Annotated in this window: 18 protein-coding genes, 1 other RNA gene and 1 pseudogene; 12 read left to right on the plus strand and 8 right to left on the minus strand. The window is 59.7% G+C overall.

The features are described from left to right. Nucleotides 1-7: 7 nt before the first annotated feature. Complete coding sequence (locus tag C6382_RS14390; RefSeq protein WP_107025087.1) at nucleotides 8-445, minus strand: YhcB family protein; 438 nt, start codon at nucleotides 443-445, stop codon at nucleotides 8-10. Nucleotides 446-580: 135 nt separating this feature from the next. Between C6382_RS14390 and C6382_RS14395 the strand changes: the two are divergent. The 3 genes and pseudogenes from C6382_RS14395 to zapE form a co-directional block, all read left to right on the plus strand. Then, nucleotides 581-1,219 (plus strand): annotated as a pseudogene (locus C6382_RS14395) (alpha/beta hydrolase); the annotation flags it as partial. A gap of 24 nt (nucleotides 1,220-1,243) precedes the next feature. Continuing rightward, a complete protein-coding gene (locus C6382_RS14400) occupies nucleotides 1,244-2,593 on the plus strand; it encodes a tryptophan--tRNA ligase (protein WP_107025089.1) in 1,350 nt (449 codons plus the stop codon). Between the two features lie 82 nt (nucleotides 2,594-2,675). Then, on the plus strand, nucleotides 2,676-3,770 hold the full coding sequence (gene zapE / locus C6382_RS14405) for a cell division protein ZapE (protein ID WP_107025090.1): 1,095 nt from the start codon (nucleotides 2,676-2,678) through the stop codon (nucleotides 3,768-3,770). A gap of 66 nt (nucleotides 3,771-3,836) precedes the next feature. Here the strand turns inward: zapE and C6382_RS14410 are convergent, their stop codons facing one another. Next, on the minus strand, nucleotides 3,837-4,733 hold the full coding sequence (locus C6382_RS14410; protein ID WP_167335136.1) for a GlxA family transcriptional regulator: 897 nt from the start codon (nucleotides 4,731-4,733) through the stop codon (nucleotides 3,837-3,839). Between the two features lie 214 nt (nucleotides 4,734-4,947). Further along, the gene (locus tag C6382_RS14415; RefSeq protein WP_107025091.1) at nucleotides 4,948-5,988 is read right to left on the minus strand and encodes an NADP(H)-dependent aldo-keto reductase; all 1,041 of its coding nucleotides are present in this window, start codon (nucleotides 5,986-5,988) and stop codon (nucleotides 4,948-4,950) included. Between the two features lie 251 nt (nucleotides 5,989-6,239). Here C6382_RS14415 and rplM point away from each other — a divergent pair, with 251 nt between their 5' ends. The 7 genes from rplM to C6382_RS14450 all read left to right on the plus strand — a co-directional run bounded on the left by rplM (nucleotide 6,240) and on the right by C6382_RS14450 (nucleotide 11,106). After that, entirely contained in the window at nucleotides 6,240-6,668 is a 429-nt protein-coding gene (rplM, locus tag C6382_RS14420; protein WP_038607182.1) for a 50S ribosomal protein L13, read from the plus strand. Between the two features lie 14 nt (nucleotides 6,669-6,682). Further along, the gene (rpsI, locus tag C6382_RS14425; RefSeq protein WP_028943271.1) at nucleotides 6,683-7,075 is read left to right on the plus strand and encodes a 30S ribosomal protein S9; all 393 of its coding nucleotides are present in this window, start codon (nucleotides 6,683-6,685) and stop codon (nucleotides 7,073-7,075) included. Nucleotides 7,076-7,338: 263 nt separating this feature from the next. Continuing rightward, complete coding sequence (petA, locus tag C6382_RS14430) at nucleotides 7,339-7,932, plus strand: ubiquinol-cytochrome c reductase iron-sulfur subunit (RefSeq protein ID WP_107025092.1); 594 nt, start codon at nucleotides 7,339-7,341, stop codon at nucleotides 7,930-7,932. Next, the gene (locus tag C6382_RS14435; protein ID WP_107025093.1) at nucleotides 7,932-9,143 is read left to right on the plus strand and encodes a cytochrome bc complex cytochrome b subunit; all 1,212 of its coding nucleotides are present in this window, start codon (nucleotides 7,932-7,934) and stop codon (nucleotides 9,141-9,143) included. Before petA ends, C6382_RS14435 begins: the two co-directional genes overlap by 1 nt. After that, on the plus strand, nucleotides 9,143-9,922 hold the full coding sequence (locus C6382_RS14440; protein ID WP_107025094.1) for a cytochrome c1: 780 nt from the start codon (nucleotides 9,143-9,145) through the stop codon (nucleotides 9,920-9,922). Before C6382_RS14435 ends, C6382_RS14440 begins: the two co-directional genes overlap by 1 nt. A 117-nt stretch (nucleotides 9,923-10,039) precedes the next feature. Further along, nucleotides 10,040-10,657, plus strand: coding sequence for a glutathione S-transferase N-terminal domain-containing protein (locus tag C6382_RS14445; protein ID WP_038607195.1), 618 nt, complete (start codon nucleotides 10,040-10,042; stop codon nucleotides 10,655-10,657). Nucleotides 10,658-10,674: 17 nt separating this feature from the next. Beyond that, nucleotides 10,675-11,106: a ClpXP protease specificity-enhancing factor gene (locus tag C6382_RS14450; protein WP_107025095.1), complete on the plus strand. Its 432-nt coding sequence runs from the start codon at nucleotides 10,675-10,677 to the stop codon at nucleotides 11,104-11,106. A gap of 49 nt (nucleotides 11,107-11,155) precedes the next feature. On the opposite strand, the gene C6382_RS14455 is transcribed toward C6382_RS14450, so the two are convergent. The 5 genes from C6382_RS14455 to C6382_RS14475 all read right to left on the minus strand — a co-directional run bounded on the left by C6382_RS14455 (nucleotide 11,156) and on the right by C6382_RS14475 (nucleotide 14,895). Next, nucleotides 11,156-11,374: a YgdI/YgdR family lipoprotein gene (locus C6382_RS14455; RefSeq protein ID WP_107025096.1), complete on the minus strand. Its 219-nt coding sequence runs from the start codon at nucleotides 11,372-11,374 to the stop codon at nucleotides 11,156-11,158. A 26-nt stretch (nucleotides 11,375-11,400) separates the two neighbouring features. After that, complete coding sequence (locus C6382_RS14460) at nucleotides 11,401-11,979, minus strand: BON domain-containing protein (RefSeq protein WP_107025097.1); 579 nt, start codon at nucleotides 11,977-11,979, stop codon at nucleotides 11,401-11,403. Then, a complete protein-coding gene (locus C6382_RS14465) occupies nucleotides 11,976-12,569 on the minus strand; it encodes a phosphoheptose isomerase (RefSeq protein WP_026001179.1) in 594 nt (197 codons plus the stop codon). Before C6382_RS14465 ends, C6382_RS14460 begins: the two co-directional genes overlap by 4 nt. 134 nt (nucleotides 12,570-12,703) lie before the next feature. Next, the gene (locus C6382_RS14470) at nucleotides 12,704-13,075 is read right to left on the minus strand and encodes a YraN family protein (protein WP_107025098.1); all 372 of its coding nucleotides are present in this window, start codon (nucleotides 13,073-13,075) and stop codon (nucleotides 12,704-12,706) included. After that, a complete protein-coding gene (locus C6382_RS14475; protein WP_107025099.1) occupies nucleotides 13,075-14,895 on the minus strand; it encodes a penicillin-binding protein activator in 1,821 nt (606 codons plus the stop codon). The genes C6382_RS14470 and C6382_RS14475 overlap by 1 nt, the downstream gene beginning before the upstream one ends. A gap of 186 nt (nucleotides 14,896-15,081) precedes the next feature. On the opposite strand from C6382_RS14475, the gene rsmI reads away from it, so the two are divergent. Together rsmI and rnpB are read left to right on the plus strand one after the other, a co-directional pair. Next, nucleotides 15,082-15,957 carry a 16S rRNA (cytidine(1402)-2'-O)-methyltransferase gene (gene rsmI / locus C6382_RS14480; protein ID WP_107025100.1) on the plus strand — a complete coding sequence of 292 codons (876 nt, stop codon included), beginning with the start codon at nucleotides 15,082-15,084 and terminating at the stop codon, nucleotides 15,955-15,957. A gap of 67 nt (nucleotides 15,958-16,024) precedes the next feature. Further along, nucleotides 16,025-16,384, plus strand: an RNA gene (gene rnpB, locus C6382_RS14485) — RNase P RNA component class A. The last annotated feature ends 30 nt before the right edge of the window (nucleotides 16,385-16,414 follow it).

A 16,414-nucleotide genomic window follows, 5' to 3' on the forward strand; every position in this document is an offset into this window, starting at 1 on the left:
CTATTTGTCAGTTACGCTTGAGCCCGTAATGCTCATCGAGCATGCCCGGCGAGTTCGGCACTTTCGGTGCATAGTCGCGCGGCACTTCGGTGTCCTTGGGCGGTGTCAGGCGATCACGCGGGGCCTGTATGGCTTCCGAGTGCAGGGAGGCCAGCAGGCGCTGGCGGGTCAGTTCGTCCAGGGCCAGGCGGTTGGCGCCTTCGGCCAGGTGGTCCTGAACTTCCTGATAACTTTGGGTCAGTTTCTTGACCAGCGCAGCCGTACTGTTGAAGTGAGTAACCACCTCATTCTGGTAGCTGTCGAAGCGTTCCTGGATATCATCCAGCTGCCGCTGCGTGCTGCTCGGGGCGGCATTGGGCAGCAGGCGGGCGACCAGGAAACCAACGACAACGCCCACGACGAGGGCCAGGGTCGGCAACAACCAAACTAAGAGCGAGAGTTCCACGAGTCCTTCCTCTATAAACGGCTTTGCTTTACGTTAACGGCTCGGACCTGCGCTGTATACCGCGAACGATCGCAAATATCTCAGACAGAATCATTCAGCTAGACGAGTCGACCCTTTCCGAGGTCACGGAGTTTACCCTTGCTTATCCGCGAAACCCCCGTATTCATCGATGGCCCGGTCGGCCAACTGGAAGCCTTGTACCTTGATGTTGCCGACGCCCGTGGCGTGGTGTTGCTGTGTCACCCTAACCCGGTGCAGGGCGGGACCATGACCAACAAGGTGGTGTCGATGCTGCAGCGCACCGCCCGCGATGCCGGTTATATTACCCTGCGCTTCAACTACCGTGGCGTCGGCGCTAGCGCTGGCAGCCATGACATGGGTAGCGGTGAAGTGGATGATGCTCAGGCGGCAGCGACCTGGCTGCTGGAAAAACATCCACAGCTGCCCCTGACCCTGATGGGTTTTTCATTCGGCGGTTTCGTTGCGGCCAGCCTCGGTGGTCGCCTGGAAGCAAACGGTAGCGAACTCAAGCAGCTGTTCATGGTTGCGCCAGCGGTCATGCGCTTGCAGGATCACGACACCTTGCCACACGCCTGCGCGCTGAGCGTGATCCAGCCGGAAACCGACGAAGTGATCGATCCGCAGCTGGTCTACGACTGGTCCGACGCACTCGCACGCCCCCATGAGCTGCTGAAAGTGGCAGAATGCGGACACTTTTTCCATGGCAAGCTCACCGACCTCAAGGAACTGGTGCTGCCGCGCCTTTCGAATTGATACAAGCCTGATAAGCGATTACCCATGACTACGCGCATCCTTACCGGTATCACCACCACGGGCACGCCTCACCTGGGCAACTATGCCGGTGCCATCCGCCCGGCGATCCTCGCCAGCCGTGAGCCAGATGTCGACTCGTTCTACTTCCTGGCCGACTACCACGCCCTGATCAAATGCGATGACCCGCAGCGCATCCAACGCTCGCGTCTGGAAATCGCCGCGACCTGGCTGGCCGGTGGTCTGGACCCTGAACGTGTGACCTTCTATCGCCAGTCCGACATTCCAGAAATCCCCGAACTGACCTGGCTGCTGACCTGCGTGGCGGCCAAGGGTCTGCTCAATCGCGCGCATGCCTACAAGGCTTCGGTGGACAAGAACCTGGAAAACGGTGAAGACCCGGATGCCGGTATCAGCATGGGCCTGTACAGCTATCCGGTACTGATGGCCGCCGACATTCTGATGTTCAACGCCAACAAGGTACCGGTCGGCCGCGACCAGATCCAACACGTGGAAATGGCCCGTGATATCGGCCAGCGTTTCAACCATCTGTTCGGTCAGGGCAAGGAATTCTTTGCCATGCCGGAGGCGCTGATCGAAGAAAGCGTGGCCACTTTGCCGGGCCTGGATGGCCGCAAAATGTCCAAGAGCTACGACAACACCATTCCGTTGTTCACCAGCGCCAAAGACATGAAGGACACGATTTCGCGCATCGTCACCGACTCCCGCGCTCCGGGCGAAGCCAAGGACCCGGACAATTCGCACCTGTTCACCCTGTTCCAGGCCTTTGCCACCCCGGCACAAGCCGATGAGTTCCGCAGCGAGCTGCTGCAGGGGCTGGGTTGGGGCGAGGCCAAGCAGCGTTTGTTCCAGCTGCTCGATGGCCAGCTGAGCGAGCCGCGCGAGCGCTATCATCAACTGATCAGCCGCCCGGCAGACCTGGAAGACATCCTCCTGGCCGGTGCCCAGAAAGCCCGCAAAGTGGCCACTCCGTTCCTTGAGCAACTGCGTGAGGCCGTTGGTCTGCGCTCGTTCCGCAGCATTGAGCAGGGCACTGCCCAGGTCAAGAAGAAGGCCGCTAAGACTGCGCGCTTTGTCAGCTTCCGGGAAGACGACGGCAGTTTCCGCTTTCGCCTGCTGGCGGCCGACGGTGAACAACTGCTGCTGTCGCGCAACTTTGCCGATGGCAAGACCGCAGGCGCGGTGAGCAAGCAGCTGCAACTGGGCGGCGAGCTGGACGTACGCACTGAAGGCTTGGGCTTCAGCCTGTGGCTGGAAGGCGAGTGCGTTGCCGACGGACCGCAACTGGCAGACGAAGCTACGCGCGATGCGGCGATCGAGAGCCTGCGCGCCGCCTTGCAGCCGCAGCAGGACTGAACGGTCTGACGCAAGTCTGATTGCCATTATCCAGGGCCGTCGCTACAGTGACGGCCCGTTTTTGTTACCTTGCTAACGAATTATGACGCCCCTAGAACGATATCAAGCAGATCTGAAACGTCCCGAATTCTTCCATGATGCAGCGCAGGAAACTGCGGTGCGTCATCTGCAGCGCCTGTACGACGATCTGATCGCGGCGCAGAACAACAAGCCGGGAGTGTTCGGCAAGCTGTTCGGCAAGAAGGAGCAGGCACCGGTCAAGGGCTTGTACTTCTGGGGTGGGGTAGGACGCGGCAAGACTTATCTGGTCGATACGTTCTTCGAGGCACTGCCGTTCAAGCAGAAGGTGCGTACGCACTTCCACCGCTTCATGAAGCGCGTGCACGAAGAAATGAAAACCCTCAAGGGTGAGAAGAACCCGCTGACCATCATCGCCAAGCGTTTTTCCGATGAGGCGCGGGTGATCTGTTTCGACGAGTTTTTCGTCTCCGATATTACCGACGCGATGATCCTGGGCACGCTGATGGAGGAGCTGTTCAAAAACGGCGTAACCCTGGTGGCCACTTCCAACATCGTTCCGGATGGCCTGTACAAGGACGGCCTGCAGCGCGCGCGCTTCCTGCCAGCCATTGCCCTGATCAAGCAGAACACCGAGATTGTCAACGTCGACAGCGGCGTCGACTATCGTCTGCGTCATCTGGAACAAGCCGAGTTGTTCCACTTCCCGCTGGACGAGGCGGCTCACGAAAGCCTGCGCAAGAGCTTCCGTGCGCTGACGCCGGAGTGCGCCCAGTCGGTGGAAAACGACGTTCTGGTTGTCGAGAACCGCGAGATCCGTGCCTTGCGCACCTGTGACGACGTGGCCTGGTTCGACTTCCGCGAACTGTGCGACGGCCCGCGTAGCCAGAACGATTACATCGAACTGGGCAAGATTTTCCATGCCGTGCTGCTCAGCGACGTCGAGCAGATGAGTGTGGCCACTGATGACATCGCCCGGCGTTTCATCAACATGGTCGACGAGTTCTATGACCGCAATGTCAAACTGATCATCTCGGCTGAGGTTGAGCTCAAGGACCTGTATACCGGTGGCCGGTTGACCTTCGAATTCCAGCGCACCCTCAGCCGTTTGCTGGAAATGCAGTCTCACGAGTTCCTGGCGCGGGCGCACAAGCCTTGATCGATCGCGGGGCAAGCCCGCTCCTACCGATTCCGGTGGGAGCGGGCTTGCCCCGCGATAAGGCCCTCAAGCCTCCTGCATGAACTGCTGCCGATACTGGTTCGGCGACAACTCCGTGTGCTGTCTGAATAACCGCGCAAAGAAACTCGCATCGTCATAACCGACCTCATAGCTGATGGTCTTGATGCTCTTGCGCGTGCCTGACAACAAGCCCTTGGCCGTCTCTATCCGCAGTCGTTGCAGGTAGTGCAGCGGCTTGTCACCGGTCGCAGTCTGAAAACGGCGCATGAAGTTGCGGATGCTCATGCCATGGTTGCGCGCCACGTCTTCAAAGCGGAACTTGTCGGCAAAGTGCTCTTCGAGCCACTGCTGGATCTGCAGAATGATCAGGTCCTGGTGCAGTTTTTGCCCGCCAAAGCCCATGCGCCCCGGGGTGTAGTTGCGCTGCACCTCGTAAAGGATGTCGCGGGCGACCGCCTGGGCGACGTTGGCGCCGCAGAAGCGTTCGATCAGATAGATGTACAGATCGCAGGCCGAGGTGGTGCCGCCAGCGCAGTAGAGGTTGTCGGCGTCAGTCAGGTGCTTGTCCTGATTCAGGCTGACCTTGGGGAAGCGTTCGGCGAACTGGTTGAAGAAGCGCCAGTAAGTGGTCGCCTCCTTGCCATCGAGCAAACCGGACTCGGCCAGCCAGAACACGCCACTGGCCTCGCCGCAGAGCACGGCGCCGCGGGCGTGCTGCTCGCGCAGCCAGGGCAGGACCTGGGGGTAGCGCTGGCAGAGTGCGTCGAAGTCGTCCCAGAAGGCCGGCAGAATGATCACATCGGCTTGCTCCAGGCCACTGTCCACTGGCAGCAGGACGTCGCTGAAAGTCCGCACAGGCTGCCCGTCAGGGCTGACCAGGCGGGTCTCGAACATCGGTTGCAAGCCCAGGCCCAGCTGTTTGCCGTAGCGCAGGCTGGCCAAGTGGAAGAAGTCCTTGGCCTGCATCACTGTCGAAGCAAAGACGTTATCGATGGCCAGGATACTGACGCGCCGCAAGGACGCGGTGGGTTGGGTAAACATCATTTTCGTTATTCTTATAGGGTAGAGTGGTCAATCACCGGCTGGATCGTCTTATTTTTTGGCCGTTGTGTCTACCCTCGGTTCCCGCGCGATGCACGGGAACCGCTAGCGCGCCTCAGGGCGCCGGGTTGGGTTGGTCCTGATGAATGGCTTCGATACCTGCCAACAGCTCGTCAGAGAGCTTGAGGTCGAGGCTGGCGAGGTTGCTGTCGAGTTGTTCCAGGGTGGTGGCGCCGATGATGTTGCTGGTCACGAATGGCTGGCGGGTGACAAACGCCAGGGCCATTTGCGCCGGGTCCAGGCCGTGCTCGCGGGCCAGTTGCACATAGCGGCTGCAGGCGGCGACGGTCTGCGGGTTGGAATAGCGCGAGAAACGGCTGAACAGGGTCAGGCGGCCCTTGGCGGGACGCGCACCGTTCTCGTACTTGCCCGAGAGCATACCAAAGGCCAGTGGCGAGTAGGCCAGCAAGCCGCACTGCTCGCGGATGGCAATCTCCGCCAGGCCCACTTCGAAGCTGCGGTTGAGCAGGTTGTAAGGGTTCTGGATCGACACGGCGCGGCTCCAGCCCCGGCTTTCGGCCAGTTGCAGGAATTTCATGGTGCCCCAGGGCGTTTCGTTGGACAGGCCGATATGGCGGATCTTGCCGGCCTTGACCTGCTCGTCGAGTACTTCCAGGGTTTCTTCCAGCGGCGTGAAGTGATCCTGGGGCAGGTGCTGGTAACCCAGCTTGCCGAAGAAGTTGGTGCTGCGCTCGGGCCAGTGCAATTGGTAGAGGTCGATCCAGTCGGTCTGCAGGCGTTTGAGGCTGGCGTCCAGGGCAGCGACGATGTGCTGGCGGTTGTGCTTGAGCTGACCGTCGCGAATGTGGCTGATGCCATTGCCCGGGCCGGCCACCTTGCTGGCCAGAACCCACTCGGCACGATCACCGCGCGCCTTGAACCAGTTGCCGATGATGCGCTCGGTGGCGGCATAGGTTTCCGGGCGCGGCGGTACCGGGTACATCTCGGCGGTGTCGATGAAATTGATCCCGGCAGCCTTGGCGCGTTCGATCTGGGTGAACGCTTCGGCCTGCTCATTCTGCTCGCCCCAGGTCATGGTGCCCAGGCACAAAGCGCTGACGTTGAGGTCGGTGCGGCCCAGCTGGCGGTAGTCCATTGGCTTGTCCCTGACAAAAGAAGCATAAAAGCAGGTTGAATTTTTTTTCGCAATCTGGATAATTCAGCCCCTCTCCGTGTTGTGGGAGTGATGCCCCGCTTCATAGAAGAACCCTGCCGAATATTGGACGCGCTGACCCGAGCCCCCGATAGCGTCCGTGTGCGGCTGTGTCCTTGACTTGTCAAGGTGCGCACTATCCAGTAAGATCCGCCGTCTTATTTTCGCTTGGGCGGCCCCTGAGGCTATAAAGAATGAAAACTTTTACTGCTAAACCGGAAACAGTAAAACGCGACTGGTTCGTAGTTGACGCCGCTGGTCAGACCCTGGGTCGTCTGGCTACCGAAATCGCTAGCCGTCTGCGTGGCAAGCACAAACCAGAATACACTCCTCACGTTGACACCGGCGACTACATCGTCGTCATCAACGCCGAGCAGATCCGTGTCACTGGTGCCAAGACTTCGGACAAAATGTACTACTCCCACTCCGGCTTCCCGGGCGGTATCAAGGAAATCAACTTCGAGAAGTTGATCGCCAAGGCCCCAGAGCGCGTGATCGAGACCGCGGTTAAAGGCATGCTGCCTAAAAACCCACTGGGTCGCGACATGTACCGTAAGCTGAAAGTCTATGCGGGCGCTACTCACCCTCATACTGCTCAGCAGCCCCAAGAACTGAAGATTTAACGGAATAGTTCATTATGTCGGCGACTCAAAATTACGGCACTGGCCGTCGCAAGACCGCAACCGCTCGCGTTTTCCTGCGTCCAGGTACCGGTAACATCTCCATCAACAACCGTTCTCTGGACGTGTTCTTCGGTCGTGAAACCGCGCGCATGGTAGTACGCCAGCCGCTGGAACTGACCGAAACCACCGAGAAGTTCGACATCTACGTCACCGTTATCGGTGGTGGTGTCAGCGGCCAGGCCGGTGCAATCCGTCACGGTATCACCCGTGCACTGATGGACTACGACGAAACCCTGCGTGGCGCTCTGCGCAAAGCTGGCTTCGTTACCCGTGACGCTCGTGAAGTTGAGCGTAAGAAAGTGGGTCTGCGTAAAGCACGTAAGCGTCCTCAGTACTCCAAGCGTTAATTTCGCTTCGGCGTTCAAAAAAAGCCCGGTTCCTGGTGGAATCGGGCTTTTTTTATGTCTTGAATAACTATGCTGTTCTTTACTGTGACAACTTGCCGCATAGACGCAAGTCAAGAGCTACAAGGGATTGCGCCTTGGTTGCAGGCTAATCACCTTGTCAGAGAAGGGTCTTTTCATTACCATGCGGCAAATTTTTAGCAGTTCAGAAATTACTTAGTAGATGCCTGTTGTAACAGGCCATAAAGCTGATGGGAGAGGACTGAATGAGCAATGACGGCGTCAATGCAGGCCGGCGTCGCTTCCTCGTAGCAGCCACATCCGTGGTGGGTGCTGCAGGAGCGGTGGGGGCTGCGGTCCCGTTCGTGGGGTCATGGTTCCCCAGTGCCAAGGCGAAAGCCGCAGGTGCACCGGTGAAGGTCAATATCGCCAAGGTAGAGCCAGGTCAGCAGATGATTGCTGAATGGCGTGGCCAGCCGGTCTTCATCGTCCGTCGCACCGAAGAGATCCTCGGCAACCTCAAGAAGATCGCTGGCGACCTCTCCGACCCTGAATCCAAGGCATCGGTTCAACCCACCTACGTCAATCCGGAGAACCGTGCGATCAAGCCGGAGATCCTGGTGCTGGTCGGTCTGTGCACCCACCTGGGCTGCTCGCCAACCTTCCGTCCTGAAGTCGCCCCGGTCGATCTGGGCCCCAAGTGGGTTGGCGGTTACTTCTGCCCGTGCCACGGCTCGCACTACGACCTGGCTGGCCGCGTCTACAAGTCCCAGCCGGCGCCGCTCAATTTGCCAGTGCCGCCGCACTCTTATGAGTCGGACGACATCATTGTCGTCGGCGTCGATCAGGAGAACGCGTGATGAGTAAGTTCATGGACTGGGTTGACGCCCGCTTCCCCGCGACCAAGATGTGGGAAGACCATCTCAGCAAGTATTACGCACCGAAGAACTTCAACTTCTTCTACTTTTTCGGCTCCCTGGCACTGCTGGTGCTGGTTAACCAGATCGTCACCGGCGTCTGGCTGACCATGAGCTTCACGCCGTCGGCCGAAGAGGCGTTTGCTTCGGTCGAATACATCATGCGTGATGTCGAGTACGGCTGGATCCTGCGCTACCTGCACTCCACCGGCGCGTCGGCATTCTTCATTGTCGTCTACCTGCACATGTTCCGCGGTCTGCTGTACGGCTCGTACCAGAAACCGCGCGAACTGGTCTGGGTGTTCGGCATGCTGATCTACCTGGCACTGATGGCTGAAGCCTTCATGGGCTATCTGCTGCCATGGGGTCAGATGTCTTACTGGGGGGCCCAGGTGATCATCTCGCTGTTCGGTGCGATTCCGGTGATCGGCGATGACCTGACCCAGTGGATCCGTGGTGACTACCTGATCTCCGGCATCACCCTGAACCGCTTCTTCGCTCTGCACGTTGTGGCCCTGCCGATCGTGATCCTTGGCCTGGTGGTGCTGCACATCCTGGCGCTGCACGAAGTGGGTTCGAACAACCCTGATGGCGTCGATATCAAGAAGCTCAAGGACGAGAACGGTGTGCCGCTCGATGGCATTGCCTTCCATCCTTACTACACCGTGAAGGATATCGTCGGCGTCGTCGTGTTCCTCTTCGTGTTCTGTGCGGTGGTGTTCTTCTTCCCGGAAATGGGTGGTTACTTCCTGGAAAAACCGAACTTCGAGCAGGCTAACGCCTTCAAGACCCCTGAGCACATTGCTCCGGTCTGGTACTTCACTCCGTTCTACGCGATCCTGCGGGCGGTTCCGGACAAGCTCCTCGGCGTTATCGCCATGGGCGCTGCGATTGCCGTGCTGTTCGTCCTGCCATGGCTTGACCGCAGTCCGGTCAAGTCCATGCGCTACAAAGGCTGGATGAGCAAAGCGTGGCTGGTGGTGTTCTGCGTTTCGTTCGTGATCCTCGGTGTGCTCGGCGTGCTGGCGCCAACCCCGGGCCGTACGCTGCTGTCGCAGGTATGCACCTTCCTGTATTTCGCCTACTTCCTTCTGATGCCGTTCTACACCCGGCTTGAGAAGACCAAACCGGTTCCGGAAAGGGTGACTGGCTGATGAAAAAGCTATTTGCAGTATTGATTCTGGCAGTGATGCCCTCGTTGACCTTCGCGGCCGGAACCGGCGTGGTACTGGACAAGGTTGATATCGATCTGACCGACAAGGCCGCCATGCAGGATGGCGCACGCACCTTTGCCAACTATTGCATGGGTTGCCATAGCGCCAAGTTCCAGCGTTACGAGCGCGTTGCTGACGATCTGGGTATTCCTCACGAGCTGATGCTCGAGAAGCTGGTGTTCACTGGCGCCAAGATTGGCGACCACATGAAGATCGGCATGAAGCCTGAAGATGCCAAGACCTGGTTTGGTGCTGCGCCGCCTGACCTGACCCTAGTCGCGCGGGTGCGGGGCACTGACTGGCTGTATACTTACCTGCGCAGCTTCTACGAGGACAAGTCGCGTCCGTACGGGGTGAACAACAAGGTTTTCCCGAACGTCGGCATGCCTAACGTGCTGGTTGGCCTGCAAGGCAATCAGGTCATCGGCTGCAAACAGGTGCAGACTGTCGTCGATGGCAAGAAGCAATTCGACCCGCTGACCGGCTCGCCGTTGACCCATGAAGCGTGCGACCAGCTGACCGTGGAGCCGAAATCCGGTACCCTGACCGCAGAGCAGTTCGACGAGAAGGTCAAGAATCTTGTGACCTTCCTGGCCTACTCGGCCAACCCGGTCAAACTGGAAAGTCAGCGTATCGGCACCTACGTGCTGCTGTATCTGGCCTTCTTCTTCATATTCGCTTATCTGCTCAAGCGCGAATACTGGAAGGACGTGCACTGATCACGCAGTAGTTTCTGGTAGTTGAGCGCGCCCTGGGGGGCCTCTGGATAACGGAGGTTCCCGCAGGGCGCGTTTGCATTTGCAGCTTCTATAATTTCATCTGCGAGGAGGACCACTATGGGCGTGACCAACCGGTTAGCCTGCTACTCCGACCCCGCTGACCATTATTCTCATCGGGTGCGCATCGTTCTCGCCGAGAAGGGTGTCAGCGTCGAGATCATCAATGTCGATCCCGGACGCCTGCCGCCCAAGCTGGTCGAAGTGAACCCCTATGGCGGCGTGCCGACCCTGGTCGATCGCGACCTGGCGCTGTACGAGTCGACGGTGGTGATGGAATACCTCGACGAACGTTACCCGCATCCGCCACTGCTGCCGGTTTACCCTGTGGCGCGGGCCAACAGCCGGCTACTGATTCATCGTATCCAGCGCGACTGGTGTGCACTGGTTGACCTGATTCTCGATCCGCGCAGCAAGGAGGCCGCTCGTGTTCAGGCGCGCAAGGAGCTGCGCGAAAGCCTGACCGGTGTGTCGCCATTGTTTGCCGACAAACCTTGTTTCCTCAGCGAGGAGCAAAGTCTGGTTGATTGTTGTCTACTGCCCATACTCTGGCGCTTGCCAGTGTTGGGTATTGAACTGCCGCGGCCGGCCAAGCCGTTGCTCGATTACATGGAGCGACAGTTTGCCCGTGAAGCTTTCCAGGCAAGCCTGTCCGCTGCTGAACGTGAAATGCGCTAGGTTTTAAGGAGCTGTCGATGAACTCCAGTCGCCCCTATTTGGTACGTGCACTCTATGAGTGGATCGTGGATAACGACTGCACCCCGCATATGCTGGTCAACGCCGAGTACCCGAAGGTGCAGGTGCCCCAGGGCTTCGCCAGTGATGGCCAGATCGTCCTGAACATCTCGCCCAATGCCGTACGTCATCTGCATATGGATAACGATGCTGTGAGCTTCGAGGGGCGCTTTGGTGGGGTTGCCCATACCCTGTTCGTGCCTGCGGGCGCGATTCTTGGTATTTATGCTCGGGAGAATGGCCAGGGCATGGTCTTCGAGCTTGAGCCGCCAGTGCTTGAGGATGATGAATATGAAGAGGGCGACGGTGTCGAGCCGGACGATGACGGCCCGCCTGCCGGTGGACAGCCGCCGCGGCCAAGCGGGCGTCCGAGCCTGAAGGTGGTGAAGTAACAAAAAAGGCGATCCTGGTGGATCGCCTTTTTTGTGTGCGTCAGTTGGATTACAGATCGGTGATGGTGCGGATCTGGTCCTTGTTGACGCGGGTTACTTTGCCGTCCAGCTGTTCGAACTCATAGAAGCCGGAGCTGCGCTCGTAGCGAGGGGCGTCGACTGCCTGAAACTCGCGGCCGTCGTTGAGGGTGATCAGGCTAGGGCTGGAACAGCCGGCCAGGGTGGCGAAGGCGCCAATCAGCAGGGTTGGCAGCAGGCCGTTTTTCATGGGTACTTCCTTAGAAAGATAAAAAATCAGTCGATGTACTCGAACAACTTGACGATCTTCTGCACGCCCGACACGCCCTGCACCAGATTGGTGGCGCGGGTGGCTTCCTGCTGGGTCAGCAGGCCAAGCATGTAAACGATGCCGTTCTCGGTGATCACCTTGATGCGCGAACCGGGAATGTTGTTGTCGGTGAGCATCTGGGTCTTGATCTTGGTGGTCAGCCAGGCATCGTTGTTGCGCGCCAGGATCGAGGAGGGCGGCAGTACCTGCAGTTCGTTATGCACCTTTTTCACCCGCTGGACCTGACCAGCGGCCTGTTCGGCCAGGCTCTTGAGGTCGGCGCGCGGGGTTTGCCCGGCGAGCAGGACAATGCCGTTGAAGCTGCTGACAACAATGTGCGAGTTCTTGTCCAGGTCGGGACTTGCCTTGGCAACGTTGACCGAAACCTTGGTTTCGATCAGCGAGTCATCGATTTTGCTGCCGAAGGTGCGGGTGCCGCGGTCATCTTCAATCGGCGTGTCGCGGGTGGCGGTGAGGACCGAGCTGCAGCCGCTAAGGCTCAGGCACAGGGTCAGGGCCATCAGGCCGATGCGTTTAGGGGTCATTCTTCACTCCCGAACAATTGGCTGTCGATCAGATCGCAGAGGCAGTGGATCGCCAGCAGGTGGACTTCCTGGATACGTGCGGTGACGTTGGCCGGGACGCGAATCTCGACGTCTTCAGGCAGCAACAGTGAGGCCATGCCGCCACCATCGCGTCCGGTCAGAGCTACGACAATCATTTCGCGATCATGTGCGGCCTGGATCGCCTGAATTATGTTTGCCGAGTTACCGCTGGTCGAAATTGCCAGCAGAACGTCACCGGGTTGGCCCAGGGCGCGAATCTGCTTGGAGAAAATTTCGTTGTAGCTGTAGTCGTTGGCAATCGAGGTGATGGTCGAGCTATCGGTGGTCAGGGCGATGGCTGGCAGGCTCGGGCGCTCGCGTTCGAAGCGGTTGAGCAGTTCGGAAGAGAAGTGCTGGGCATCGCCGGCCGAGCCGCCGTTGCCGCAGGCGAGCATCTTGCCCTCGTTGAGCAGCGCGTTGACCATGACCTGACTGGCTTGCTCGATGTGCGGTGCAAGGACTTCCATCGCCTGTTGCTTGGTATTGATGCTGGCCTGGAAAAGCTGGCGAATTCGGGATTGCATGTCCATCAGTGAGACCTTAAGTAGGGCGGCTGGCCGGGCGTGTCGGGAGTGTACAGAAAAGCTCCCGGCACATGACTGTGCAGCCCGCGAAGCAAAGAGCAAAAAAGTTGTTGGGGTAAACGTGCAGGGTCAGGACGGGCTCAGCATCCAAAGGCGTCTTTCAGCCATTGCAGCGCTTGGCCCGAGTGGCCTCTGCCTTGCACGGCGATCACATCGAAACGGCAGGGATGGTTGGCCCAGCGTGTTTCCTTGTGCAGAAAAGACTCGGCGGCTAGTACCAGTTTGTCCTGCTTGCGCCCGTCGATACTACCGAGCGCGCCGCCAAAGTCCGCATGCAACCGATAGCGAACTTCGACGAATACTACTGTATCGCTGTCGAGCATGACCAGATCAAGCTCGCCGCGTTTGCATCGCCAGTTCTGCGCCAGCAGGCGCAGGCCTTGCCCTTGAAGGTACTCAAGGGCGTGCCGCTCGGCGGCCTGGCCTGCGTGTTGGCGTGAACTGTCGGGCATCAGCGTGGGGTGTCAGGCAGACGTATGATCTGCCCGCCAGAGAACTCGGCCCACGGCAGCTGACGTTCGATGCGCTGGTTCGGGTTCATGCTCAGGCTGCCGGAGAAGCCTTCGATACGGTTATCCGGTAGGGTCTTGAGCTGGCCCAGGCGTGGCGCCAGGCTGTAGGCGTCGATACCCATGGCGTACAGGCGGCCAAGGCTACCGTTGGCTTGCGGCCACTGGCTGACGACTTGCTGGCGCAGGGCGTTGTTGGTATCGAGCAGCCACGGGGTTTCGCAGAAGCGGATGCCGTTCATGTCGTTGTACTGGTTGACGTCACCGCTGGCGCTGTACAAATGTGAAGTGGCGTAGACCGGCACGTCACCGGCGTACTGGAAGTTCAGGGTCGGCTTGATCTGCTGGCCTTGCTGTGGGGTGGCGGCGAGGAAGATGAAATCGATGTCCTGACGACGCGACGGCTGTGCCGAGACGTTGCCGCCGACGGTATTCTGCAGGCTCTTGGCACGGCCTTCGCTCTGGCGCAGCTGGAACAGGTCAGCAATCTGCTGGGCCAATGCTACCGGTTGGTCGACGTGCTCGGCGGCGAGCAGGGTGCCGCCGTTGGCTTCCCAATCCTGACGGAATGCCTTGAGCACACGGTCGCCCCATTCGCCACGAGGGACCAAGGCAACGGCGCGAACCATGCCGTCGGCGCGGGCGCGACGCGACACTTCGCGGGCTTCGTCTTCGGCGGCCAGGCCAAACTGGAACAATTGTGCTGGGCCTTTCTGGCCGGCATCGCTGTAATTCAGGGCCAGGGTGGTGATCGGCAGCTGTGGGCGCGAAGCGAGTTGCTTGACCAGTGGTTTTTCCAGCGGGCCAACCACCAGTTGCACGCCAGCGGCCTGGGCCTGGCGATAGAAGTCATCCAGGGACGTCAGGCGCGAGCTATCGAACACTTCGACGGCGGGTGGCTTCTGTCCCGCTTGCTGGGCCTGGAAGTGCGCAGCCATGAAGCCATCGCGCAGGGCGCGGGCAACGCCGGCCAGCTGGCCTTCCTGTGGCAGCAGCAGGGCAATCTTGGTCAGCGGCTGGCTGGCCATTTCTTTGAGCTTGACCAGCGCCAGTGGCAGTTGCAGGGCTGCCGGGTGCTCAGGGTGCTGCTTGCGCCAGGTCTCGATCGCTGCCTGTTGCTGTTCCAGGGTGCCGGCGCTTTTTACTGTCAGGGCCAGGCTGGCCCAGCCAGCCAAGGGGTCGGCCCCGGTGCTGGCGCCTTGCAGTTGATCGCTGGGCAGGGCTGCAACCAGGTTCCAGATGGCATTCTGGTTGTCGCTGGCGGCGTTGCCGCTGAGCAGTGGCGCCAGTTCGACGCGGGCCTGCGCTGCGGCCAGGGTCTGGCCATTGGCTTCCAGTACGCTGGCCTGCACGCTGCGGGTGCGCCGTTGTTGTTCGTCCGGCAGTTCACCCAGGCGCGCGAGGCTTGGGTGGCTCAGGGCGGTCAGCGCGGCTTTGGGCTGGTTGCGGCTCATGGCCAGCTCGGCGCTCAGCGTGCTGGCGAAGATCTGTTGGGCCGGTTTGAGTTGCGCCACAGGCACTTGCTCGAGGATTCGCGCTGCGCGCACATTATCCTTTTGTTGGTGAGCCAGGTCGGCAGCGCTCAAGCGCAGCAGCGCGGCTTGTTCCGGTGTCTTGCTGGTGGTGGCCTGTTCAAGCAGTTGCTCAATGCTGGCGTCTGGGGTGCGCGGCAGTTCGCCGAGGCTCGACGAAGGCGAGCTGGCGCAGGCTGCCAGCAGGGCGGCGAGGCAAAGGGCTGTGAACAGCCGCAGGCAAGCGATCATGTAAGGGTCCTGTTACTCGATCAAATTAACTGGCAATTGTACCCAAGCACTGGCCGGGGCGCGATGTTGCTGGCGTTAATCCTTCAATATAGGTGGTGGAGCGCAGTGTGCGGGCGGTGCAGGTTACGCATTGTTGCCGTCAGTCGGGCTACAATGGCGCTTTGTTCAACACGACAGGTGTGTGCTGTGACTGATGTTCCAGGGGCTTCCCATTCCACTGCTGGCACGCTTTACGTGGTGGCCACGCCCATCGGCAACCTGGATGACATGAGCGCGCGGGCGCTGAAAGTGCTCAGCGATGTGGCCCTGATCGCTGCGGAAGACACGCGTCATTCCATTCGCTTGTTGCAACACTTCGGTATCAATACCCCCTTGGCGGCCTGTCACGAGCACAACGAACGAGAGGAGGGCAGCCGCTTTCTCACGCGTCTGCTGGCTGGCGATAACGTGGCGCTGATCTCCGATGCAGGTACGCCATTGATTTCCGACCCTGGCTACCATCTGGTGCGCCAGGCGCGTGCTGCGGGGGTCGCCGTGGTTCCGGTGCCCGGTGCCTGTGCTTTGATTGCCGCGCTGTCGGCTGCGGGGCTGCCGTCTGATCGCTTCATCTTTGAGGGCTTTCTGCCGGCCAAGGCGGTCGGACGCAAGGCGCGTCTGAGTCAGGTCAAGGAAGAACCGCGGACCTTGATCTTTTACGAGGCGCCGCATCGGATTCTCGAATGCCTGCAGGATATGGAGGCAGTGTTTGGTGCCGAGCGTCCCGCTTTGCTGGCGCGTGAGCTGACCAAGACCTTTGAAACCCTCAAGGGGTTGCCGCTGGGAGAACTGCGTGCGTTTGTCGAAGCCGACAGTAATCAGCAGCGCGGTGAATGTGTGGTGCTGGTAGCCGGCTGGACTGCGCCGGAAGATGAGCAGGCAGTAAGCAGCGAAGCCATGCGCGTGCTCGACCTGCTGCTGGCAGAGATGCCACTCAAGCGAGCGGCGGCCCTGGCAGCGGAAATTACCGGCGTGCGCAAGAATGTGTTGTATCAGGCGGCTCTGGAAAAACAGAAAGACAACTAGTGGCTTGGTGCTACGATTTGTTTTATCGCTTGTTCTTGAGCGTCTCTGCCGTTAACCTTTGCGGCGGAGAGTCGATCGGACAGTCGCTGCCTTCTTTTGTTCTGCAAAAGAGGGGGGAGGAAAGTCCGGGCTCCATAGGGCAGAGTGCCAGGTAACGCCTGGGAGGCGCGAGCCTACGGAAAGTGCCACAGAAAACAACCGCCTAAGCACTTCGGTGCCGGTAAGGGTGAAAAGGTGCGGTAAGAGCGCACCGCACGACTGGCAACAGTTCGTGGCTAGGTAAACCCCACTCGGAGCAAGACCAAATAGGGTTCCATATGGCGCGGCCCGCGTTGGAACCGGGTAGGTTGCTAGAGGCGTCCAGTGATGGCCGTCGTAGAGGAATGACTGTCCTCGACAAAACCCGGCTTACAGATCGACTCTCCACCTCATCCCCCTCCTGCTTGAATCGATAGCA

The organism is Pseudomonas sp. BBP2017, assembly GCF_003024385.1.
Lineage (GTDB): Bacteria > Pseudomonadota > Gammaproteobacteria > Pseudomonadales > Pseudomonadaceae > Aquipseudomonas.

Coding starts and splice junctions, on each gene's coding strand:
- C6382_RS14460 (WP_107025097.1), bottom strand. CDS start 11,979: ATGACCCCTAAACGCATCGGCCTGATGGCCCTGACCCTGTGCCTGAGC.
- C6382_RS14450 (WP_107025095.1), top strand. CDS start 10,675: ATGAACTCCAGTCGCCCCTATTTGGTACGTGCACTCTATGAGTGGATC.
- C6382_RS14415 (WP_107025091.1), bottom strand. CDS start 5,988: ATGGACTACCGCCAGCTGGGCCGCACCGACCTCAACGTCAGCGCTTTG.
- C6382_RS14400 (WP_107025089.1), top strand. CDS start 1,244: ATGACTACGCGCATCCTTACCGGTATCACCACCACGGGCACGCCTCAC.
- C6382_RS14440 (WP_107025094.1), top strand. CDS start 9,143: ATGAAAAAGCTATTTGCAGTATTGATTCTGGCAGTGATGCCCTCGTTG.
- C6382_RS14445 (WP_038607195.1), top strand. CDS start 10,040: ATGGGCGTGACCAACCGGTTAGCCTGCTACTCCGACCCCGCTGACCAT.
- petA (WP_107025092.1), top strand. CDS start 7,339: ATGAGCAATGACGGCGTCAATGCAGGCCGGCGTCGCTTCCTCGTAGCA.
- C6382_RS14475 (WP_107025099.1), bottom strand. CDS start 14,895: ATGATCGCTTGCCTGCGGCTGTTCACAGCCCTTTGCCTCGCCGCCCTG.
- C6382_RS14455 (WP_107025096.1), bottom strand. CDS start 11,374: ATGAAAAACGGCCTGCTGCCAACCCTGCTGATTGGCGCCTTCGCCACC.
- rplM (WP_038607182.1), top strand. CDS start 6,240: ATGAAAACTTTTACTGCTAAACCGGAAACAGTAAAACGCGACTGGTTC.
- C6382_RS14470 (WP_107025098.1), bottom strand. CDS start 13,075: ATGCCCGACAGTTCACGCCAACACGCAGGCCAGGCCGCCGAGCGGCAC.
- rpsI (WP_028943271.1), top strand. CDS start 6,683: ATGTCGGCGACTCAAAATTACGGCACTGGCCGTCGCAAGACCGCAACC.
- C6382_RS14435 (WP_107025093.1), top strand. CDS start 7,932: ATGAGTAAGTTCATGGACTGGGTTGACGCCCGCTTCCCCGCGACCAAG.
- zapE (WP_107025090.1), top strand. CDS start 2,676: ATGACGCCCCTAGAACGATATCAAGCAGATCTGAAACGTCCCGAATTC.
- C6382_RS14465 (WP_026001179.1), bottom strand. CDS start 12,569: ATGGACATGCAATCCCGAATTCGCCAGCTTTTCCAGGCCAGCATCAAT.